The following is a 22653-nucleotide window of genomic DNA, read 5'->3' as shown; positions in this document are numbered from 1 at the left end:
CTTTCAGCTAGTAAGTAGCCCGGCGAGGGACTCGGCGGTGCGACGAGGCACGTCGGTGTAGGCGAGGGTGCGGGTTCCCGTGGAGACGAGAGGGGACGACCCGCCGCAGAGGGTCGCGACGCGGCCGTAGAGGCCGGGAAGGTCAGAGCCCAGGGGAACGAACAACATCTCTCGAGCCGGGGAGTAGGCGGCCAGCGGCCGCCCAGCGGCGGACGCGGCGATGTGCTTCACCAGCTGTACAGAGCCTTGCCGTCCCTCACGACGGATGGCGCCCTCATGGTCAACCCACAGGGAGATGGTGCGGAAGGACTGCTCGACCCGGTACGCGCCAGGCCCCGCTACTCCTGGCACCGGCACCCACCGGGCGCTACCGAGGTCGAACTTCTGTGCCTTCGAGTGCATCGGAATGGCGCGCAGGGGAAGTGCTTCTGTGACCTGGCTCAGGGGTGGCAGAGCAGCCAACAGGCGGGCGGCTGCATCACGCGCTACGAAACAGTCCCCGATGGCTAGTGCGATCTCCTCCATCAGGTCAGCAGACAAGCCTTCCACCGACCATCTGCTCAACAGCTTGGTCTGTGTGCTGCACTCGACACGCAGGGCGCCCCCCGCTTCCTCCACCAGTGCCCGAAGGCGGGAACGAGAGGCCGCGGACCAGGCACCCGTGAGCAGGAACGAGCCGTCGGCAAGCTCGGCAAACTGGGTGGGAGTGATCTCCCACTCAAGGGGCAGAAGGTTGAGGTCACGCTTGACGTCGACGTGTCCGAGGCCTTCGAGGGTGCGTAGCAGGTCGTCCACGAAGAGGCTTGAGCCTTCGGCCTGCGTGGCCACCCGTTCGAAAGAGCCCATGCTGCCACCACCGACGTGAATCAGTGCGTCGAGGCAGGTGTCGAGGGCGACAGCCGTCTCCCTCGGAGCCGGGAGACGCGTCAGGTCCAGGTCGAGGGATGTCTTCTGCTGCTTTCGCTTCTGCTTCCTGGGGTTCCCAGGGAAGCTCTTCACGAGGCCGCAGGTCCTGCACACTCCTTGGATCTGACCACTCGTCTTGCCGCCCATGTACGGCGGCAGCTCGAGGTAGTGCCGCCCTGTCACGAGACAGGAGCGAGGATCCGCGACTCCCATGACCACCGGCCTGACGTTGGTGGCCTTCTGTGAAGGCCTGGTCAGCCAGGTGGGGGCGCCTGGCAGCGCGCGAGGCTCGATGCGCACCTGTGGCTCGCCAAGCAGCCGTGGGCCGTCGACCAGGAGATCCGACGCCTCTGACATGTCTACGGCGCTCAACGCAGCGATCGCGGCGCCGTCGAGCTCGTAGACCAGCCGCGGTGATGTCGTCCAGCTGACCAGATCGGGAGTGTCCCCTGACCGGAGCCGGAGCGTGGTCTGAGCCAGCGTGGTGCCGTCGGCGGCAAGAGTGACTTCGTAGTCGCCGTCCGCGAGACCCTCGTCGCTGAGGTCGACGACGATCGCCGGCTGGTCGGCCGTCCAGCTTCGACTACTCCCAGGCCCCCGCTCATCGAGCGGCGCCAGGGCTATCTCGAGGCGCGACGCCTCGGAGACCGCTGCACGGATCTCGGGAGGCTGCTGACTCGACCATTTCCGGACTCTCCCAGGCATCTTGAGCCCGCCGGCGAACGACATCTGAGCAGACATCAGGGGCACCAGGGGGTTGAGGTCGGCGTGCTTCACCTCACTCGGCACAGCAAACATCTCAACGCCGTCGATCAGGAGCCATCCGGTCGGCAGTCCGGGCAGCGCGTCGACCCCCTCTCTGGACTCCGCCGCGAAGATGTCACCGTGCCGGCCATGCGAGCTCAGCAGCTCCTTCACCAGCTCGACGACCTTGGGCTCGTCCTTGACCAAGACCATCGCGTCCTCGGTCAGCTGGATCTTCTCCACCTCGACAAAGACGCCCAGGAGGTCGTCCCGATGCAGAGGGAGAACCCGGCGCGGTCTCCGTGCCGCTGTCTGGTGGCGTGACGGCTCGGACAGGCTGACTGCTGCACCAACCAGCGACTCGGCATCAAAGCGACTCATAGGCGCGGGGCGCATTCGCGCCCCCGCTGACGGGAGCACCGCGACACGGGGCTTGCCCTCTGCAGACTCGATCGTCAGGTGCTCGACCGTGACTGGTGTGGGGAACCTGGCTGCAAACGAAAGCTCGAGCCGCCGCCCTCCGAGACCACGTCGGAGGAGCACCGTGAGTCGCAGCTCACCAGCTCGGGATGAGGCTCCTTCCTCATCGTCCTTCTCGTACGAGCCGTCCCAGTGCGAGAGCTCGACACTTGCGATGCCCGCGATCCGCTCGCGGGCTTTGCCCTTCCAGAGACGACTCAAGTTCCTGGAGACGGGGCTTGGAGTCTGGCCGATCCAGATGTCGAGCAGCCGCTCCAGATCGGACGACACCGCCTCTGACCGAGGAGCGAAGCCGAAGAGGCGGAAGAACTGTGGCAGCTTTCGGCGATCAGCCGTTCGCACCAATGCCTGAGACTGCGGAAGCCCGACATATCGGTGCCCGAGAGAGTAGGCGGTCGGGAGGCCGCACAGACCTTCATTGAGCTCGAGGTACTCGTTGAGCGCGCGCCACACCACCTCGCTGTGCTGGGTGAAGGCGTTCTGGAAGCTCCTCGAGCGCGTGGCCGGCACGTTGAGCAGCGCCTCGAGGCGAGGGCGGTACGCGTTTGCTGCGTAGACATCGCTGGCTCCCATCTGCTCGGCGGCCACCGTGAACACCCCGAGGAGCGGCATCACCGGAGGGGGAGCCTCCATGCGGGACTTGGTGGCTCGCGCCTGGCGGGCCCGCGCACGCCACATATCGAGGGACCGACGGTGGGCTGCGAACGCTCGGTCGTCCTCGAGCCAGAGGGACTCCCGGACAACATCGATCAACGCCGCGGTCGGGTCACCGGCGACCCCGATGCGGCTCGCAGCGGACTGGAGGACGGCTTGGTCGACATCGACATAAGCGGGGTGAAAGGCCGAGTCGCCACTGAACCACGTCTCCGCCAGCGCGAAGTTCCAGGCGTCGTAGCGCACCCACGGGCTGTTTGAGTCGTCCACTTCATTCCCCTCGCGATGCCGCGCTCCTGCGCTGGCGCTCCCCGGTTGACCAACGAAGGGCACGGTAACCGTTGCCTCCAACACACACGCGTGAAACGAGCACGACACTGTTCGCCACAGCCCGTCTATTGCACTTGTGCGAACCTGCCTCGAACCGTTCGAGACCGTGACACACTGCCCGCGTGGCGCAGGGGTGGGCAGAGAGCGAAGTCGAGCGAACACTCGACGTCTACTTCGCAATGCTGCGACGTGAGCTGCGGGACGAGACCTTCCCGAAGGTGGACTACTACCGGCCACTCAGCCGGGAGATCGGGCGCAGCGAGTCCGCCGTCCAGTACAAGTTCAGCAACGTCTCCGCTGTGCTCGCCGAGCTGGGCGCCACTTTCGTGGAGGGCTTCAAGCCACTCTCGAATGTCCAAGACCTTCTGCGGCAACGCACGAGCGAACGGTTTGACAACGACCCTGATCTTCGTCAGCTGCTCATGAGGTCGGCCTCGCGTGAACCAAGCAAGATGTTGCGACAGCTTGGGAGCCCAGTCGATGTCCCGGATGATCTGGTCGTACCTGATCGCGCCGCGGCCTTTCGCTCTGGCGTGAGAATTGACTACAACGCGCTCGAGGCGAGCAACGCGGCCCGCGGGTTGGCTGGCGAGCTTCTCGTGCTGGACCGCGAGCGCCGCGTCCTGACGGAACGGGGGCGCCGAGACCTCGCGAGGAAGGTACGGCACTCTTCAGTAGAGGACGGCGACGGTCTCGGGTTTGACATTCGCTCCTTCACGCCCGATGGCGAAGAGCGATTCCTGGAAGTCAAGACGACCGTCCGGTCTGCACGGCAGCCGTTCTACGTCAGCGCGAACGAGGTGGAGTTCTCCACGGAAGCAACCGACCAGTTCACCCTGGTCAGGGTGTTTCATCTGGAACGGCACCCAGGCTTCTACGAGATGCGCGGTTCGCTTCGGGAGTCTGCCGAGCTTCGCCCCGACTCCTACGTCGCTTGGCCGCGGCGCCGGGTCGCGAGCTGACCGACACGCAGCGATCACGAAGAGCGTCGGACCGATCAACTGGGCCTGCCCATTACTGTGTCAGATCGTGGCCGCGGCGTCACAGTCCCGCACGTCGCCGTGGTCGCTGGTCGGGAGCGCCCTGAGAAGGTCGGCGCTTTGACCCGTGCAGTAACACGATCAACCGAGAACGCTTCAGGGATGGCCTTCGCCGTGGCCAGCGCGACTGGCGCCACGCTAGTCACCGCTCAGCCACGAGCCTTCCAGTTGCAGGACCCCACGAGCGTAGGTGCGATGACCGAGCCGTGGTGCGGCTCGACGAGCTCCCGCCGTTCGCGGACCCGGTCCATCACCTCGGTGGGGTGGTCGTCCAGACCCTCGACGTTCGCCTCAGGCTGAAAGACCATGTTCCGAGGCACCGCGAGCGCTCCCCAGAGACGCACCGTCATCCCCGTGGGCACCTTGCTCTAGGCCTGTGCCGCGGCCGCCCCGAGCGCGATCTGGCATCAGCCCTTGGTCATGCGCTGGTCGTCGACCCGCGAGCGGACCTGCTCGGAGTTCTTGACATCCCCAATGACGAGCCAGGTTCCGATCGGGCGACCTTCTGCTCCAGCCTCCGTCTCGTCCTCCACCACACGGAAGGGCGGGGCGACAGTGGCGAAGTCGGGCTTGACGGGGGTCGCGCTAGCGACGGACTCCATCCCGGGAACGAGATGGCGAGGCCGGTGACCATGGTGGCGACGCGTTCGTGGGTCGACTTTGGGTTGCGCTCACTGACGCATGCTTTCGGTGGCACCGACCGTCACCTTGCCATCTGCCCGGCGGACGGCCTCCGGCCGAGCCAACGACAGACGGCCGACCGCCGGCGTGCGAAGCTTGGAGACGAACTTCTCGTTCCGCAGGAGTGTCTCGAACGTCATCGCGCGCATCCAGCACGCTTCCGGGATGCCGGCGGAGGTATCAGGGCGCTCGAGCTTTGCGGCCAGGCCACGGCGGGTGACTCCGGTGAGGAGCGGGGTCGGTGTGGCGGAAGCGCTGGCATGCGGCGTGCGCCGACGCCGCCAGGGCACTGCTGCCGCCTCCCGTGCTGAGCCCACCCCTGCACAATCGCCCCCTTCTCCGAGCCTCCGACGGACGCACCTAGTGCGTCGCGGTCTGCCGTGAGCTACGTAGCAAGAACATCCAAAGGACTTCCCTCCCGACACGGCCGAAGAACTGTTGGAGGTCTGGTTATGGTGGGCGCCACATTTGGTATCGCGCGGAAGGGTTGTGGTCGCTAGTGTCGGATTCGGCGCTGGAGTCTTTCTACTGGCAACTCGACGCGATCTGGAACGCGCATGGCGATGACGGGGTTGGCAAAAGCGCTGCGTTCGAACCCCTGATCGCGAGCTACCTGCGCACCGCCCCGGCGTTCGCACAGCACGGAGTCCCCAAAGGACTTCGGGTCCACCAAGAGGGTGATGCCGACGTCGCCCACATCCCGCACGGGTTGTGCGAATGGCGTCGCCCGCCCTCGGCGGGCGGGTCGTCACCGCAGGGGCCTCGTCGCAGCGGTGCCTGGGCCAGAGCCATCCGGTGCACAGCAGAGGACCTGAGATGAGTGACACCCCATGGAGCCATGACTCCGATGAGGAAGCCTTCGGGGACTCAGGGCCATGGGTCCGTCACCTGCCGCGCGCCTGGTGGATGGCGGCCTCCGCCGCTGGGGCGACGTTGAAGCCGCCGCCGGATCCGACCGACGCGTTCGTGCGGCGTGGAGGCACCTCTAACCAGAGCCTGTACGGGGATCTGATCGCATACTGGTCCCCCCTCCTGCATCTGTGCCACTTCGGCCTGGGCTGGACTCGCCCTGACCTTGGTCTGGGTCGGTGGCTCGCGATGGGCGCTCCGACCGATGACCCGGTCCTTGCTGCCATCGCGAGATGGTGGACCCCGGACCGCCTGGGTGCCTTTCTTGCCTGGGCCACAATCGCGCGCCCCTTCACTCACGTCGCCGCACGCATGGTCGGTCTCTCACGGATTGGAGACACCGAGGCGACGCCCCTCCAGGATCGCTTCACGAGCCGCCGCTCGGCGCAATGGTCCGCTGTTTGGGGAACAGACGGGGACCCCCTCCACCTCCTCGACCACGTCGCGATTGCCCTCGGGGCAGAGTCAGGACGAGGGGCCACAGTGGTTCGCACTGACAGCCTCAGCGACGGCGCCGGCGTCGCCCACCGGGCTCTAGTGGCCTCGTCGTATGGAGGTTGGTACCGCGCCCTGATGGAACAGGAACCCGCGGCAGTCTCTGGCCGCTCTGTCCGCACCGATGTGGTCGGCCCTCCGGTCGGTTGGCTTGGCGAGTATCGGCAATCCCGCACGACCGGGCTCCAGTTCCGCGGACGCCATCGCTACCATCAGCTGGGCAACTGACGTGACGTTTGGCGGCCTCTATCCCGCCCTGACCCCGCTGGCTGGATGGCGCCTGAACGGTGACGAGCTGGGGCCGATGCGTGACACCCACGACGCCCGCCTGGAGGTCGCTCAGGCGGTCTTCGCCGAGGACGCCGACCTCGAGGTGACGCTCGAACGACGAAGCGGAAGCACCTTCGAGCGTCAAGCCCGATCGTTCCTCGCGACTGAGGCGGTGGAGCTGGATGTCTGAGAACCAGACGATCACAAGCCTTCGCGCGATCCGGAGACGGGTTGTCGACGGGGCCGCGTTGGTCCGCTGTGACGGCTCTCGGCGCGACCTCACAAACTATCGACTCGGGCACGATGTGCCGGGATGGCACGTGACGGGTGAGTGTCACGTGGGAGACGTGCTCGTGGACACCACAGGTACTGGCCGAAGCAGGCGGATCACTGCGGTTACCCCCGTTTCCGAGGTGACTAACGCTGGCGCCATCTGGATTGCCGGCGAGGACACACCTCTGCTCCCAGCCATGTCGTGGGATGACGTGACAGGTAGCCACAACGGATCGCGCCCATGGCGCAGGCTAGAGGACGCTCCCGCAATAGCCTTTGTCGATGACCTCATCGATGCTGTCGGCAGTAGGCCCCGCATCTCTGTGGCGGAAGGTCGAAAGCGGATAGCCTTGTGCCGGAGCCGCTCACGGCAACTTCGAGACGAGGCTCTGGACGTCTATATGGGAACGTGTGAGGCGTGCGGCCTACAACCTCGAATGGTGTTCGGCCCAGACGGTGATCGGGCGATCGACGTCCACCACAAGGACCCATTGAGTGTTTCTGGCGAGGTGAGGACGTCATTGGAGGAAATCTCTGTGGTGTGTGCCGCCTGCCACCGTCTCCTTCACATCGAGAACCCTCCGCTCGAGGCTTCGTCCATCGCCGGTCGGATCGACCACCACCGCGCCACGAAAGGGCTTCGTTAGCATGACTGGTTACACCGTCATTGACGTCGAAACGACAGGGCTCTCCCCCGAGAAGGGTGACAGGGTGGTCAAGATCGGCGTCGTCTATGTCTCGGACAATGGCGAGGTCCAGGATAATTGGTCGACGCTAGTCAACCCACAGCGGGACGTCGGACCGACCCGGATCCACGGGCTCACCGCGACCGACGTCGCCGGCGCACCGACGTTCAACGACGTGGCGCCCTACGTTCTTCGAGCCTAGCTCGGTCGCACCACGGTTGCTCATAACGCCACCTTCGACCTGCGCTTCCTCGCTGCTGAGATGCAGCGGTCGGGGGTGCCGCTCCAGGCACTTCCGCTGTCCGGCCTCTGCACGATGCAGTGGTCGACTGCCTACCTGGACGCCCCGAGCCGTCGCCTCATCGACTGTTGCCGCGCAAGCGGCATCCCGTTGACCGCGGCGCACTCCGCGGGCGCCGACGCGATGGCAACCGCCCTCTTGCTGGGTCACTACCTGCGACAGTCCGCCTTTCGTCCGCCGTGGGCCGAGACCCTGTCAACAACACGCGCCTACGCGTGGCCGAGCTTCACCGGCGAGTACCCCGAGCTACGCATGGCTCGCCGATCGGAGACCCGCGCGGCCCGGCAGGACGAGTGGCTCGATCGCATCGTCTCGCGGATGCCACGCGCCGCCGATGTTCGCGTCGACTCGTATCTCGCTGTCCTCGAGATGTCGATGCTCGACGGGTTCCTCGCTGAGCACGAGAAGGAACAGCTCGTCGACGCAGCCACAGCGGCCGGCCTCACTCGCGGACAGGTTCTGGACCTGCACGCGGACTACCTGCGCGCGATGGCCAAGGTCGCCCTGGAGGATCACGTCGTCACCGCCGACGAGCGTCTGGATCTTGAGAAGTGGGCATCGATGCTCGGCCTTCGCAGCACTGACGTCGACACCGCCCTGCAAGTAGCCCACCAAGAGGGGCTCGGCCGCCACACGTCCTCGTCCCCGGTGGCTCTCACGACCAGCGGCATCCGGCTCGAGCCCGGCGACCGCGTTGTCTTCACCGGTGAGATGGTCCGTGACCGCTCAGAGTGGGAGTCACTCGCTCGGCGCCATGGCCTCGAACCCGGCGGCGTGACGAAGAAAACCAAGGTCGTCATCGCCGCGGACCCAAACTCTTTCAGCGGCAAAGCGGGCAAGGCACGCTCGTACGGAATCCCCATCATCACCGAGACTGCCTTCGAGCGGTTACTCAAGCAGGTCTGATCCGAACGGACTCCTCATGGTGCTGGGCAGCGAATTCCTCCTCACGGAGCTCCGCGACCTGTTGGCGGGCCGCCTCGTCGTGCCCCCCATCGAGCGCGATTACGTCCAGCAGCGAGCGCAGGTCCCCAGCTGCTCGACTCTCTCTACCGCGGATATCCCATCGGCACTCCCCTGATCTGGAACACGTCGATCGAGGTGCCGCTCAGGCAGGCGACATCAAGCAGCCCGGCGCGCTCCTCGACGGGCAACAGGGGCTCGCGTCGCTCGCGAAGGTCATCGACCCGACCGCCGTCATCGGCGGCAAGCTCGACGTGAGGTTCGATGTCGACTCGGAAGAGTTCATCAACCCCAGCAGCGTCCAGGCACGGAGCGTGGGCCTAATGCGCGTCCTCGAGCTACTGGCAGACGGTGTGCAGATCAGCGCTGTGCTTCGCGAGGCAGGCATCGAGCACGACGATCCGAGCTGGGACCTGTACTGCGAGCGCGCCCGTCGCGTCCACGCCATTTGGGACTACCTTGTCCCGGTCGTCACCGTCGACTCGGACGACTACGAGGTCGTCGCTGAGATCTTCGCCCGGGTGAACCAAGGAGGGCGACGGCTGTCGATGGGTGATCTCGTCTACAGCGCGATCGCCGCATGCTGGCCCGAGGAGCTCGACACGATCGAGGCCTTCAACGACCAGCTGGCGGAGCATAATCTCGCCCTCGACCGCGAAGCCGTCGGTGTCCGGGGACGACCGCAAGGTCGCCTGGGCGATGACCGAGAAGGCACTGCGTCTCGCCGTCGACTTCCTCAAGGGCGAGTGTGGGATCCCGCGCTCAGCGGTCCTCACCTCGCCGAACGTCGTCGTCCTGCCGGCTTACCTGTTGCACCTCCGAGGTGGCAACCTCAGCGCCGCGGACTCTGACTCCCGGTGCCGCTGCGTCTACACGGCGGTGGCCTTCAGTCGCTACTCCAACCAAGTAGAAGGAAAGCTCGACACCGAGGCGCGACTGGTCCGTGAGAAGGCTGGCGATCCGCTGTGGAACGACCTGCTCACCCGGGCCTCCGGTGCACGCCCCGTCGGCACGAAGATCACGGCCAACGAGGTTGCGTCTCGGACCTACTCATCAGCGGGGTTCAACTTGCTCTACATCGCCGCCCTGCGCCGTCAGGCTCGAGACTGGAAGAGCAACACAACACTGCGCGCGGCGCCGATGACCCTGACCTCGAAGATCGAGTACCACCACGTGTTCCCGAAGGCGCGTTGCAGAGCCGCTTCGGGCGTGAGCTGACAAACAACATCGCAAACCTCGCCTTTCTCAGGAACAGCTAACCGGTTGATTGGACAGAAACCGCCGTCCGACTGCTTGCTCAGCATCACCACCGATCGACTCGACGAGCAGTGGATACCCGTGCACGCCAAACTCAAGGAGCTCGACCGGTTCGAGGACTTTCTCACCGCGCGACAGGAGATGGTCGCCGAAGCGCTCAACGAATTCATGGGCCTCGATCAGGCTGGCGAGATCGCCCACCTCGAAGCCGAAGCCTACGAATCTGAGGACGACGAAGTCTTGGGCAGCGAAGCCGGGAGCGAGAAGCGGTATGCAGGTCCGCGGCGAAATGTCGCCCGTCACATCCATGAGTGCTTCACGGGCGGGCCGGCGGGGACGGTCGCGGAAGTCGTCGCCATGCCGCCCGCGCAGTACGCCGCCGGTGAGATCGGCCTCGGCGCCCTCGCGTCGCGGATGTAGAGCAACCCACCCTCGGGCATCGAGATTATCGCCGGCCGTTCGCCTCTGACGATACGTTCCATCGGAACAAGGTTGGACGGCGAAGGGCCTGCGCAGACCACCTCCGCTTTTGCCCGCTCAGAGGACACTCTTCAGGTCGCACAGCGACCAGACGAGAACCCTCTCGATGACCCTCCGGCTCCCTCCAAGAACGGTGCCCAGTCGTCCCTCGCCGACGCCACGCCCGTTTCCATGCAGCCATGGTCAACCTCTACAAGCGGACTCACGAAGAGACGGGCTACAACCCAACCCTCTTCATCCAGATGATCGCCGGACGAGGCGGTCTTGAGGCGGCCAGCATCTGTTGCGGGCGACGTCACCGTCGTCCGGCTTCTCGGTTCTCTGGGAGAAAGGCCGCCTCGACCTGACGGCGGAGGCGTTGATCATCCGCGGTGAATTCGTCGACCTGTTCAGCGAGGACGACATCAAGAGGGCTGCTCAGCGCCTGGCGTACCACGGCTTCTTCGACCGCTGACTCGCTACTCCTAGGGGCCGGTTGGCTCGCGGGGGGGACCTCGTGGTGCGCCGGGAGCGCTACGACATCCTTCTTGAGTGGTGAGAAGAAAGGACCTGCGCCAGCTGGCGCCCGGCGTCCATGAAATCTCTACTCACGACCATCGCGCGCGGCCCAGCAGTGACCAGCGCGGCGGCGACGCGTTCGCGCACGGGCTCGAGGAACCACGCCCTGATCTCGACGTCGGTCTCGTCCCGTCGGATCTCTTCGATCCTCTCGGCCAGGCGCTCGAGCACCCATACCTCCTCGGGGGGAAGCACGAAGTCGACCGGCGTCGTGCGGCGCTGGCGGACGAGCATCGCCACCAGGTCTTCCGGCAGCTCGAACGTCTCGTCGAGGAGCGTCGCGTCGAGCATCCCGGTGAGCAGGTACGTCCTCAGCCGGCCGTCGACGTCGGGTGGTCCGGCGTCGACCTCCCACCCCCTCCGGGTCCGGACGACGCGGTAGGGCTCGACGACGCGCTCGGTGGTACCGGGCCGCCAGGCGCGGGCGTACCTGATCGCGACACGCCGGCGGTCCGTGGCCGCCCGGTGCCAGGCCGCCGGGCCGTCCGGCAGCGCGTCGGCGCCGAGGCCTGCATCGGGCACGTCGTCGATGACTCGGCCGAGCTTCTCGAGGGCACCCTCCAGCAGCGAGTTCTCGGGGTTCAGGTGCAGCTCGTCGCGCGCAATCCGATACGTGTGCGCCCATGTCGCGACGGGGCTGTACCGGAAGGCGAGGTCGTTCGTCACGATGTCGCTGGTCAGCCTGACCATCGGGGCTACGGCCGGGTCCGACTCGCGGCCCGCCTCGTCGACGAACTCCAGAGGTGGCACCCACCCGCGTCGGTCCGGCGGCTCGTCAGTCATGAAGTAGGAGACGAGCAGCTCTCGGACCTTGGCCTCCGTCAAGCCGACCTCATCAGCCAGCAACGACATCCGGACGGCCTCGTGGTATGACAGCGCCTCGAGGACCGCCGGCAGCTCCGCGAGATGACGGACGAATCGCTCAACCACGCGCCACCGCCTCGAGACGCGCCAGGAACTCCTGCCGGACGTCCTCCGGACCCGCGAGCAGCACCCGCTCCCCCATCGTCACGAGCCAGTCCGTCAGGGCTCGGCGGTTGGTCACTCGGACGGTGATTCGGACACGGTCACCGCCCGGCGTCTCCGACACCGACAGTCCCAGGCTGCGCCGCACGAAGGGAACGTGCTCCTCGGCCACGAGTATCTGCACATCCTGCGGCGCGTCGGCACGCCAGTGGTGCGGGTTGAGGGAGTCCGCCGGGTCGTCGACGACCGCCTCCGCCGTTCCCGGCTCGTCGAGCGACACCACCTCGATCTTGTGCAGCAGGAACCACTTCACGACCTGGTCGTGCTCGTCCCGCGCGCGCAGGAGCCATCGACCCGGCGGGTGCGTGAGCCGGATGGGGTGAACCCTGCGCAGCGTGTCGTTGTAGGTCATCTCGACCATGCACCGCCGGTCGATCGCGCGCCGGACCGCGCCGTAGGCGGGCGGGACGTCGTCGCCGGTCTCGCCCTGGCTTTGTGCTCCGTGAGCAGCGAGCGCCTCCTCCAGCACCGACTGCTCGCCGGCGGTGAGGCCGGCGCGAGAGGCGAGGTCGTTCGGGTGGAGGACGTATCGCCCGGTGCTGCCCTCGGCCGCCATGTTGTCGATGCGCCAGCCGGCGTCTTCCAGCCGTCGCACGTCGCGCTGGAGGCTGGCCATCGCCGACTTCGGGGAGCCGGCGTCGTACCCCGCCAGCTCCAGCAGGTAAGGGCCATCCAGGCCGCGCGAGCCGGCCGCCGCGAGCGCCCTGAGCAGGCGGAGGAGCCGCGCGACCGCGGGCTCCTTGCGCGCGGGCACGTGCGTCGCCCCGCTCGGTTCGGCGGAGCCGGGGGCACGGACGGATTCGTCGGGAAGGCTCTCGAGCAGCAGCTCCAGGGTCGAGGCAGACGCCGTTTCCGAGCGCCCGAGGCGAGGAGCGTCGCCTGCTCGACCGTCCTCTTCGTCCACCACTACCTCAGAACCCCCGCTGTGCATGGACACTTCATACCTGATCAGGGCGTTCGGCCGGGACAGACGCTCCATCACGGCATGGTGACGCATCGACCTGCCGTCGCAACCACTCGCCGGAACGCGCCATACCGTGTTGTCACCCTCGGGTACCTTCCGTCCATGCGCTTCTGGGGGTTCGTCGCTCGACTCGTCGCGACCGTGGTCGTCCTGACAACCGTGGTCGGCGGAGCAGTGTTCGGGCTCAGCCGCTCACCGTGGTGGGACTCCGTCAATCCCTTCGCCACCGAGGAGACCGACCGCACCGGTCCGTCCGTGCTCAAGTCACTGAACGACATCAGCGAGTTCCATCCCGCGTACGCCCACTACGAGACGGTGGTCGACCTTGAGGACGACACCGACAACCTGCCGTCCTGGGTGAGCGGCGGTCGGGTCATCTACGTCGGAAAGGGTGACGTCGATGCCGTCGTCGACTTCGGTCGCCTCGACCAGAGCAGCGTCGTCGTCTCGCAGGACCGGCAGTCCGTCACGGTCACGCTCCCGCTCCCCCGCATCGACGAGCCGGCCCTCGACCTGAAGACCAGCTACGTGGCCGACCGCAGCGCAGGCTTCGTCTCGCGGTTCCAGGACTCCGACCTGGAGGCACGAGCGCAGCGCAAGGCCGTCGAGCGGATGCGGCGTGCCGCCCAGGGTGAGGGGATGCTCGTCGACCGCGCGAAGGAGAACACGACCGCGATGCTGCGCGGGCTGCTCGGCTCGGCCGGCTTCAGCCAGGTGACCGTGACGTTCGAACGCTGAGGGCGCAGCTCCGCGTGCAAGGGCTAGCGGCCATCGACCCAGTCATCGAATCCGGGGGCTGGGGCGAGGCGAGTCACCATCCGCCAGCGACGATGCGTTGCAGTGTCGGTCAACCGCCGAGTCACAGAGTCGACAGCGCGCACAGCTTTCGCCCGGTTCGCCATCCCGTCCTTGCCGTGAGCGTCAGTAGCGCCCAGCTCATCTCGCAGAGCTTCGAGATGCCCGAGCACTTCGCTCGTCAGCTCAGGACGCAGCTCGCAGAGGACCTCGAGTTTGGCTAGCTCGTGGATCATCGCTTCGGGCGACTTGATGGCCAACGAGGTGGCCACGTATCGAGAGCCCATGTAACCGGCCTTCGACACCACCGTCACGACCAGAGCCCCACCAGCCATCCCAAAGCCGCCCGCCGCGAGGCTGCCACCACCGAGGAACGCCAAGCCCGCGCTGGTTGCAGCCGCGCCGGAAAGACCCATGGCGCCTCCAATGGCTGTCCCGACTGCGGTCGCCACGCCACTCGACACCACGGTGAGCGCCACCGAGCCTCCGACGAGACCGAGCCTCAGGGCGGGGCTCAGAGCATCAGTGGATATCCGTCGCAGGCTCTGCCGGAAGCGCTTGGCGAGGCCCTCAACGTCACCGTTGCTTTCTGTGGGGTCGAGAAGCCGCAGGGCCTCGCCATGCAGGCTTTCCGCGTTCACCGCCCATTTCGTCCCCCGGGGCAACGATGTGCTGGCCACCAGCTCGAGTCTCAAGAGACCGTATCGCTCTGCATCCCGGGCAGGGGAGCCCGATAACGCAGCCGAGATAGCAGCCGGCACCTGACTGCCGTCGGCTTCGGTGACCGCGTCCAGCCACTGCGGCGCCTCCACCTCGTGACCCCACTCTGCGGTGGCCTTCTGGAAGTCGCGGAGGTTGGTCCGTTTGCTTCCCTGCTGCTTGAGGCTGGTCGTCTCAGTCAGGTCGCGCGCAAACACGAACATCTGCAGCGCTCTCAAGGTGGCCAGATCCGCGACGTCGAATTTCACGTCCGACAACTTCATGTTGATCCCCGCTATCTCGGTGCCGTTGACGGAGCGTACTGACATCCGACGTGCGCGTCAGCAATTCTCGAGTCCCGACGCTGAGAACTGCTTCTGGGAAAGCGCCCGACCTTTCCGACCGTGGGGAGCAACCGATGATCACATCCGACGTCGAAGTGTCAGCGCGGCCACTGACCGCGCGACTCGCCGTGCTTCAGACCTGGGCCACGAAACCTCGGCGCTGACGACCCGTCAGTTGTCGGAGGGCGTCACGGGCAGTTCGGCAGCAGTTGACGTCTCCGATGGGTCGTCTCGTCGACGACGAATGCTCCGCACCATGTCGCCGCCCACTCGACCCGACGCCGAACGGAGCCGTCCGCCGGCCAGTTCACCGAGGGCTCGTGCGTCACCCACGCGCAATGCCCCGGTGCTCACCGCGCGATCGCGGAGATCGCCCGCGGCTTCGATCCATCGTCGTTCGTTGACGGGCCCAGCTCCTCCCTCGATCCCAAGCACCCGATGAGCCTCGCGAAGTGAGCCGATCACGATGTTGCTCGATCGCACGACAGACCTGGACGAGCGAGGGTTGGTCAACACCTTCGCGTTGGCCACAGTTGCGGCGGCGTCGATCCGGGCCAGTAGCCGGACAGTGGTCTCCGCGATGGCGTCGCGTCGGTGGTCCCGCGCGACGTGCACCCCGATGCGGTGCTGCTGGAGCGTCTCCGGCTCGTCGTCGAGGACGCGGTCGAGCTCGAGGATCGCAACGGCGTCCTGCAGCTGGAAGCACTTGGCCAGGACAACGAGCCATTCGGCCGCTTGGACCTCCGCGCTCCGTGCCACGTCGGCCAGGTCGTCGACCTTTCGCGTCCTTTCCAGCTTCTCTGCCATAGCGTCCAGCTGTCGGAGAGCGTAGGCCTGGGTCTGAGCGATGGTTTGGCCTGTCGCCTGTACCTTCGACCAGGTCACGTCGCTCACCCTTCCCACCTGCTCCCGGATGGTCATCGCCTCGCGCAGAACGAAGTCGACACCGATCATCCCGGCGACCACGGTGTCCTTCTGCGCCCGCAGTATGTCGTCGACCTTGGCGTCGATCGCCGCGAGGTAGTCGGTGATCTCGTCCATCGTCTGCTGCATGGCGAGCTGGGCCATGATCCCCGCCGCGCCGGCCAGCACCGCCGGGTTGCTCAGCATCGACCGCGCGCCGGGGCTCTTGACGAACTCGAGGATGTGCTTGTTCTTGCCATTCTGATTCAGGATCGCGCGCGCGACACCGTCGCTGGACCCTTTCATGGCGTCCAGCGTCTTGAGCTGATCGGCCGACTCCTTCGACAGCTTGATCCAACGCCCGGACTGCGCCGCCAGCTCTGACCCGACCTGCGCCGACACCGAGCCCAACCGCAACACCCCGCTCAGCCGTGGGAGGTCCAGATCGCGTGACGCGAGCTGCCGCTCCTCGAGGAACCGGTCGATGGCCTGCGCGTCCCCGATGAGAGCAACGCCGTCACCGTCCTCGATCACTTCGATCTCGTCAGTCACTTCTCGGTCACCTCGACCTGCTCGGCATCCGAGATGCTGTACATGACGTCACCGATCACAGCGACCTTCGTCAGGTACGACCACATGTCGCTGATGTCACGGTCGTGCGCCGCGACCTTCCACCGCGAACCATCGTCCAGCACCACCACGCGTCCCTCACCCTTCACTCGGTCGATGCCTTCGACGACCGGGGCGGCCAAGTTGAACATGTCAAGCCCCCACTCGGCGATGGCCAATCGCTGGCTGTCGGAGAGACGATCCCAGTCCATGCGCGCACGCCATTCTGCGGTCACGACGTTCGTATAGTCCGGGGTGCTCTCGCTCATTCCTCGCTCCTCGCCTGATCGAAGCCTCGGGGTGCATTCACTGTGCGCCCGGCGTCGCCGCGACGACGTAGTCGCCCTCCCGACGCAGCCGTCCGGCCGTGAGCGCAAGCTCCAGGGCAGCGCTGAGGCGCGCGCCGTGACCCCGGGCGTCATGCGCACCAGCCCGAACTCCGCCAGCCCCGTCCGCATCACGTCCTGCTCGGACATACCACCGCTCCCCCTCGCCAGGGTCGACATGGCGTTGGCGATCTCGAGCAGGCTGATGTGCTCGATGGGGCGCTGGGCGTCCGGGTCCCGGCGGTGGTCATCCCACGTGTGTGGGTCCAGACCACCCGGCCACAGGACGTCTCCCTCCGGTCCGCGCCGCAGGTCGCTCGGCACCTGCGCGAGCAGTGAGGCGATGCGTTTGGCGTTGAGCCGTGTGAGCTCGAAACAGGTTGCGGCCAGGCGCGCTGCGCGCTCCTCGTGGACCGGCCCCTCCGCCTCCACGACGTCGAGGATGGCGTCACGGACCTGCGTCCGCGCGGACCGCGACCACTCGAGAGCGTTCAGCTGGTCCCTGGACCCACGCCACCCGGCCTCGAAGGGCCGGAACAGCGTGCCGCCGACCACGCCCGAACGCTGCGACGACGGGGCGGCAAGGGCTGGCGCGGCCCCGATGGACCTGAGCGCAGCGTCCATCGTCTCCGTCGGTCGGACGTCGAAAGGCGCGGGGGCGGTCGACCGGCCCTCCACCACCGGGGCGGTGTCAGCGAGGTGTGGCGCGTCATCGGCCGCGTGCACGGTCGAGCCACTGTTCGCGACCGGTGCCTGTAGCTGCTCCTCGAGCCGGTCGAGGGCACCTTGCGGGTCGTCCAGCCATGCCGGCAACCACAGACGAGCGACGACCGGCCACCGCATCATCCCGCCCAGGACGTCCGAGGGCAGCCCGTCACGATCCCCCACCGTGCGTCGGGTGGCCCACTCGGGGCCGTCGAGCAGGACCGCGGCCACCGGCTGCTCGGGCGACTCCGGAGGAGCCACGACGAGGTCGACGCGGAAGTCCGACAGACCGACGTCGGTGCGCACGACCCATCCGCGGTCACGGAGGGCATCGGCCACCTGTTCCCGGTGGCGGTCCGGGGCACGCGTGCGGGACACACGCCTCGCCAGCGTCTCGGCACCGAGCGCGGCGAGGTCGAGGTAGGCCCGCAGGTGCTTGATCCCGACGGAGCTCGTCTCCTCGGCTCGCAGCTGGCTCGGCTCGAAGGAGCTGTAGACCACCACCTGACGGCGCGCGCGCGTGACGGCCACGTTGAGCCGGCGTTCCCCGCCACCCCGGTTGAGCGGCCCGAAGTTGAGCGGGAGCACGCCCTTGTCGTTGACCCCGAAGGCCGTCGAGAAGAGGATGACGTCACGCTCGTCGCCCTGGACGTTCTCGAGGTTCTTGACGAACAGCCCTTCCGACTCGCGGTCGTCGAGCGCCTCCGCCATCCGCTGGTCCACGTCGTCGCGGATCAACGCCTCGATGTAGGCCCGCTGCTGCTGGTTGAAGGTCACCACCCCGACCGACGGCGTGTCTCCCCCGGTCGCCGCGTCGAAACGACGACGAAGGTCGGCGACGATCGCCTCGGCCTCGACCGGGTTGGTGCGCATCAGCTTCCCGCGTGCGGACCGGTGGAACTCGCCCAGGACGCGGACGAGTGCCACGCCGTAGCCACCCACCCCCGCGTCGGCGGCCCCGTGCCGTGGGGCGGGGAACGACGAGAGCCGCCCTTCGTAGTAGTGCGTGTTGCTGAACGAGATCAGCGACTCGTCCTGGCTCCGGTAGTGCCACGAGAGCCAGTGCTGCGGAACCCCGGCCTGGACCGCCTCGGTGAGGATGCTCTCCTGGTCCTCGACGACGAGGTCGACCTCCGCCTCCTCGGAGTCGACGTCCAGGCTCGCCTCCGCGAACGAGGTGGGCGGCATCTGCTTCGAGTCCCCGACGACCACGACGGACGTGGCTCGCCCCATCGCCCCGATCGCGTCCGCGACGCGGATCTGTGAGGCCTCGTCGAACACCACCAGGTCGAAGATCCCGGCCTTCGGCGGGAAGAACCTCGCGAGCGAGTCGGGGCTGACGAGGACGCACGGCGTCAGCTGGGTGACCAGGTCGCCGTACTGCTCCATGAGTGCGCGGACCCCGAGGCCGCGACGGGTCTTCGTCAGCTCTCGGCGCAGCAGGCCGATACGGCCGAGTTGCCCCTCCGCGTCGAACCCGCGGTTCGACGCCACCTGAGTAGGCAGCGCGTCGCGGAGGATCTCCTGGACCCCGTGCAGACCGTGCCGGAAGCGCTGGATGCTCTTCTCGTGGCTCGCGCCGTCGAAGGCGTCCAGCCCCGACGCCAGACGACGCTCGAGGACGGAGGCCTCGGCCACGCCGCGCTCGAACGCGTCCGCGGCGTCGTCGGCGTTCAGGTGGCCCGCGAGGATCGCCGTCTTCGCCTCCCCCATCCCCTGCTCGTCCAGCAGGGCGAGCGCGCGGCGGAGCTCGAGCCACCTCACGAGGGACCCGAGTCGCGGGTCGCCCGAGGCGCGCATCGACGCTGTCTGCTCCCACCGAACCAGCGCTCCGACGTCGCCCCGCCAACGTTCAACCGACGCCGCACCGGCACCGGTCGCGGCGAACAGCTCGCGCAGGGCGACGGACAGCCCTTCGAGGTCGTCGGCCGCCTCGACGGGGATGCTCGACGTAGAGGCCATCATCGTTCGCAGGGCGGCGGTGAAGCCCGTGGGGTCAGCCCGCTCTTCGACGACCGAGCCGGCCCACTCGAGCCAGTCGAGCTGCGCGGCTACGACGCGCTCCCCCTCGGGCGTCAGCGGGTTCCACCGCTCCGGGACGGACACGCCGTCGAGGTCGCGCGACCGCGAGCCCAGGTGGTTGACCGCCCCGTGCAGCTGGACCAGCGCCCCCGTGAGGGTCGGCAGCTCCTTGAGCTCGACCGAGTGCCCCGGGCGGAGACCGGGCTCGAGCTGCGCGAGCACCGCGCGCAGTCGCTTCTTGCGGCCCCACCAGCCCGACGAGGCAGCCTGCTGGGCCATCGCGTGAATGTCGGCCAGCGGCAGGTCCAGCGCAGCCGGGGTGGCCTGGTCGAGCCCCGGGTGCGCGGCGGCGACGAACGCGTGGATCTCCTGGCGCATCGAGGTGCTGCGGGCGCGCCAGTCGGAGGACCGCGTTCGGTCGAGGGTCTGCAGCGTGACACCGGGCGACCTCAGGAGGCCGACCGTCGCGTCGAGCTGCTCGAGGTTGGCGACGGAGTCGAGCACCTCGCGGAGTGCCGCCACCTGCCTCAGCCGCTCGAGGTGGGCATCGGCGCGTTGCGCAGGACGGGCGACGCTCTCCACACCTGCCGCGTCGAGCTGGTCGATCGTCACGAACGCCCACGGGTGGCGCTCGCTCGGTCTCGCCGGGTCGGCGATCTCGGGCAGGGTGCGCAGCAAGGAGCGAACGGCGTCCACCCGAGTGGTCGCGTCGTCGCCCAACAGGCGGGGAGGGACGACCATCGACGGGACGTCGGAGCGAAGGGTGAGGAGCTGGGTCGTGGCCGAGTACAACGACAGGCCGGCGCCGTTGACCTCGTGCAGCCTGGTCGCGTACCTCGAGAGCTGCCGCGCCGCGCTCGTCGTCTCGTCGGTGCGCGCCTTCAGGCCCTGCTCGTCGACGCCGACCGAGTGCTCGATGGCCGAGAGCAGCTGTTCACGCACGGCCACGGGCTTGCTGCCCTTGTCGTGGAGGTCCAGCGCGAACGGACCCATGCCCACCCGGTCGAGCCGGTCCTTGACCACATCCAGAGCGGCACGCTTCTCGGCGACGAAGAGGACGCGCCGGCCGTCGGCCATCGCTCGCGCCAGCATGTTCGTGATCGTCTGCGACTTGCCGGTACCGGGCGGGCCCTCGAGCACGAACGTGCGACCGGAGAGCGCGTCCGCCACGGCGGTGAGCTGGGACGCGTCCGCCGGGATCGGGCACTGGGCGGCCAGGGCATCGAGGTCGGCGCTGCCGGCCTGCACGTCACGCGAGTCGGGGAACGGCTCGGCCGGCCGGTGGGTGAGGTGCTCGACAAGTCCGTTCTTGCCGAACTCCTCCCAGTTCTCGTCCAGGTCCTTCCACAGCCGGAACTTCGCGAACTGCAGGATCGCCAGATCGGCGCTGGCCTCGACGCGGAAGTCCAGACCCTTCTCCGCGATGGACCTCCGCACGGACATGAACACGGCGTCCAGGTCGATGCCCGAGCTGTCGGTGGCCGGTTCGGTGAGTCCGGGCAGGCTGAGCCCGACCGACTGCTTGAGCTTCTCGAGGAGGCAGAAGTTGGGCGTGCTCTGGCCGGCCTCGTCGATCTCGACGCGGTACAGGGACTGGCGCCCGCGGGTCACGAGCGTGACCGGGACGAGGACCAGCGGCGATCGGAGTGCCTTCCCGTCGAGCGTCCAGGACAGGGTGCCGAGGGCGAGGTAGAGGTTGTTCGCCCCGGACTCCTCGACGATCGTCCGGGCCCGGTACGCGAGGCTGCGCAGCCGGGACTGGTAGGCCTGCTCGGAGACGTCGCAGTACACGGCCGCGTTCCGCCCCTCGATGAGAGCCGCCCGCGCGTCCTCGGGCAGATCCCGGCCGTACCGGACGCCACGAGCCTTCACGATGTCGTCCATCCGGTCCGCCGGCAGCAGCGAGACGGGTCGCTGGGCGCTCAGCAGGTCCTCCATCGTCCCCAGCGATGCGGAAGGGACGGACAGGTTGACGGTGTGCCGCGGTGTGAAGTTGATCAGCTTGTTGCGCAGCGAGAGGTCGAGAAGGGCGTTCTTCCACTGGACAACTCGCGGAGGAAGGTTCGAGGCGCTCGCCGTGGTCTGGGCCTGACGCCCCCCCTGGATCACGAGGGGTGGCCGGCTGTGCTCGGTCGGCCTGTATTCGACGACCACCGACCGCCCCTGCTCGTCGGTGGCGCGCGCGGGGATGGGGAAGACGTCGTTGTGCCTCGCCAGGTACACGTCGACGGCGTGAACGTCGTCTAGGTCTCCACGGAGGTGCGAGCGGTACGGCGATGCCGAGGCCGCCTCGAAGCCGACGTCGTGCTGCCGGTCGGTGAAGGCGGTGGTCTCGACCAGCTTCATGACTCCCAGGTCGACGAAGTTCACCAGCTCCCTGGGGTCGGACGTGACGATGCCGCCTCCGTCGACCTCCTCGAGCCAGTAGCCGCAGAACGCGTGGCCGGGCACGACCCACAGCAGCGGGCGGATGCCGCACTGCTCCAGGCAGGCGGCGTACAGGACCGTGGTGTCCAGGCAGGTCCCGACGGAGTCGCCGAGGACCTCGGCGGGCGTGCGCACCTTCTGCCCCCGCACGCCCCACCCGGCGGCGGGCTCCGCGTACCGGACCCGGCGTGCCTGCAGGGACTCGTAGAGGGCCTTCGCGATCTCGACCACGCGGTCCGGGCCGGACTGGTAGCCCTCCAGCGAGGGGCTTCCCGTGGCGACCCGCAGCCGCTCGCTGGTGTCCTTGAGCAGCTCGGTGACCTCCGGGCTGTTGGGCATGACGTGGGCTGCCAGGAGCTCGAGGAAGAGACGCTCGGGCTCAGCCTTCATCCAGTGCGTGGCGGGCAGGACGTCGACCGGTGCCGACGTCTCGGCGAGGACCTCCCCATCGACCCGGACGACGGCCTCGACCCGGCCCCGGCGCAGGTCGGTGACCCGGTACATCGCCGGGCCGTCCAGCCGGACCCCGAGGTCGTCGAGCACGACCTCACCATCGGTGGGGACGTCGATGAGGACCTCGAAGTCCTGGCTGAGAGCTCCCGTGTCGTCACTGATGGTGACGGCGACAGTGGCACCACGCAGCTCCGGCCCACGGTTGACGATCCCGGAGCGCCTGACCACAGACATCCGGTTGTGCGCCAGGGCGTAGCTGATGATCGGGAGGCAGTCGATGCGGAGGTCGACGTCGGGCACGGGCGGTCCTCGGAGGTGGAGCGGAGATGTCGGGCAGCGAGAAGCGCCCTACG

17 protein-coding genes are annotated in these 22653 nt (G+C 67.6%); 8 read left to right on the top strand and 9 right to left on the bottom strand.

Going from position 1 to position 22653, the window contains the following annotated elements:
- Positions 1-3: 3 nt before the first annotated feature.
- The gene (locus HL663_RS10915; RefSeq protein WP_216842549.1) at positions 4-3054 is read right to left on the bottom strand and encodes a hypothetical protein; all 3051 of its coding nucleotides are present in this window, start codon (positions 3052-3054) and stop codon (positions 4-6) included.
- 182 nt (positions 3055-3236) lie between these two features.
- Here HL663_RS10915 and HL663_RS10910 point away from each other — a divergent pair, with 182 nt between their 5' ends.
- The gene (locus HL663_RS10910; protein WP_173028402.1) at positions 3237-4076 is read left to right on the top strand and encodes a protein NO VEIN domain-containing protein; all 840 of its coding nucleotides are present in this window, start codon (positions 3237-3239) and stop codon (positions 4074-4076) included.
- A gap of 485 nt (positions 4077-4561) precedes the next feature.
- Here the strand turns inward: HL663_RS10910 and HL663_RS10905 are convergent, their stop codons facing one another.
- Both HL663_RS10905 and HL663_RS10900 read right to left on the bottom strand, forming a co-directional pair.
- Positions 4562-4756, bottom strand: coding sequence for a hypothetical protein (locus tag HL663_RS10905; protein WP_173028401.1), 195 nt, complete (start codon positions 4754-4756; stop codon positions 4562-4564).
- Positions 4757-4825: 69 nt separating this feature from the next.
- Positions 4826-5125 (bottom strand): hypothetical protein, encoded by a 300-nt coding sequence (locus HL663_RS10900; RefSeq protein WP_173028400.1) that lies wholly within the window; start codon positions 5123-5125, stop codon positions 4826-4828.
- A 1265-nt stretch (positions 5126-6390) separates the two neighbouring features.
- Here HL663_RS10900 and HL663_RS10895 point away from each other — a divergent pair.
- The 3 genes from HL663_RS10895 to HL663_RS10880 all read left to right on the top strand — a co-directional run bounded on the left by HL663_RS10895 (position 6391) and on the right by HL663_RS10880 (position 8675).
- Positions 6391-6699 carry a hypothetical protein gene (locus HL663_RS10895; RefSeq protein ID WP_173028399.1) on the top strand — a complete coding sequence of 103 codons (309 nt, stop codon included), beginning with the start codon at positions 6391-6393 and terminating at the stop codon, positions 6697-6699.
- A gap of 731 nt (positions 6700-7430) precedes the next feature.
- Positions 7431-7670, top strand: coding sequence for an exonuclease domain-containing protein (locus HL663_RS10885; RefSeq protein WP_173028397.1), 240 nt, complete (start codon positions 7431-7433; stop codon positions 7668-7670).
- A 75-nt stretch (positions 7671-7745) separates the two neighbouring features.
- Positions 7746-8675 carry a BRCT domain-containing protein gene (locus tag HL663_RS10880; protein ID WP_173028396.1) on the top strand — a complete coding sequence of 310 codons (930 nt, stop codon included), beginning with the start codon at positions 7746-7748 and terminating at the stop codon, positions 8673-8675.
- A 395-nt stretch (positions 8676-9070) separates the two neighbouring features.
- Here the strand turns inward: HL663_RS10880 and HL663_RS10875 are convergent, their stop codons facing one another.
- Positions 9071-9370 carry a hypothetical protein gene (locus HL663_RS10875; RefSeq protein ID WP_173028395.1) on the bottom strand — a complete coding sequence of 100 codons (300 nt, stop codon included), beginning with the start codon at positions 9368-9370 and terminating at the stop codon, positions 9071-9073.
- Positions 9371-9398: 28 nt separating this feature from the next.
- Here HL663_RS10875 and HL663_RS10870 point away from each other — a divergent pair, with 28 nt between their 5' ends.
- From HL663_RS10870 to HL663_RS10860, 3 genes are all read left to right on the top strand, one after another.
- On the top strand, positions 9399-9950 hold the full coding sequence (locus tag HL663_RS10870; protein ID WP_173028394.1) for a hypothetical protein: 552 nt from the start codon (positions 9399-9401) through the stop codon (positions 9948-9950).
- A 75-nt stretch (positions 9951-10025) separates the two neighbouring features.
- Positions 10026-10409 (top strand): hypothetical protein, encoded by a 384-nt coding sequence (locus tag HL663_RS10865; protein WP_173028393.1) that lies wholly within the window; start codon positions 10026-10028, stop codon positions 10407-10409.
- Positions 10410-10752: 343 nt separating this feature from the next.
- On the top strand, positions 10753-10923 hold the full coding sequence (locus tag HL663_RS10860) for a hypothetical protein (RefSeq protein WP_173028392.1): 171 nt from the start codon (positions 10753-10755) through the stop codon (positions 10921-10923).
- A gap of 59 nt (positions 10924-10982) precedes the next feature.
- On the opposite strand, the gene HL663_RS10855 is transcribed toward HL663_RS10860, so the two are convergent.
- Both HL663_RS10855 and HL663_RS10850 read right to left on the bottom strand, forming a co-directional pair.
- Complete coding sequence (locus HL663_RS10855) at positions 10983-11957, bottom strand: WYL domain-containing protein (RefSeq protein WP_173028391.1); 975 nt, start codon at positions 11955-11957, stop codon at positions 10983-10985.
- Positions 11950-13032 (bottom strand): helix-turn-helix transcriptional regulator, encoded by a 1083-nt coding sequence (locus HL663_RS10850; protein ID WP_173028390.1) that lies wholly within the window; start codon positions 13030-13032, stop codon positions 11950-11952. The genes HL663_RS10855 and HL663_RS10850 overlap by 8 nt, the downstream gene beginning before the upstream one ends.
- Positions 13033-13119: 87 nt before the next feature.
- Between HL663_RS10850 and HL663_RS10845 the strand changes: the two genes are divergently transcribed.
- Complete coding sequence (locus tag HL663_RS10845; RefSeq protein WP_173028389.1) at positions 13120-13755, top strand: DUF4230 domain-containing protein; 636 nt, start codon at positions 13120-13122, stop codon at positions 13753-13755.
- Between the two features lie 23 nt (positions 13756-13778).
- On the opposite strand, the gene HL663_RS10840 is transcribed toward HL663_RS10845, so the two are convergent.
- The 3 genes from HL663_RS10840 to proA form a co-directional block, all read right to left on the bottom strand.
- Positions 13779-14840: a hypothetical protein gene (locus tag HL663_RS10840; protein WP_173026456.1), complete on the bottom strand. Its 1062-nt coding sequence runs from the start codon at positions 14838-14840 to the stop codon at positions 13779-13781.
- A gap of 186 nt (positions 14841-15026) precedes the next feature.
- A complete protein-coding gene (locus HL663_RS10835) occupies positions 15027-16310 on the bottom strand; it encodes a hypothetical protein (RefSeq protein WP_173028388.1) in 1284 nt (427 codons plus the stop codon).
- Positions 16307-22600: an anti-phage protein ProA gene (gene proA, locus HL663_RS10830; RefSeq protein ID WP_173028387.1), complete on the bottom strand. Its 6294-nt coding sequence runs from the start codon at positions 22598-22600 to the stop codon at positions 16307-16309. The genes HL663_RS10835 and proA overlap by 4 nt, the downstream gene beginning before the upstream one ends.
- Positions 22601-22653 lie beyond the last annotated feature (53 nt).

The sequence above is a fragment of the Arthrobacter sp. NEB 688 genome (genome assembly GCF_013201035.1).
GTDB lineage: Bacteria > Actinomycetota > Actinomycetes > Actinomycetales > Dermatophilaceae > Phycicoccus.
This window is presented reverse-complemented; position numbering and strand designations above follow the sequence as displayed.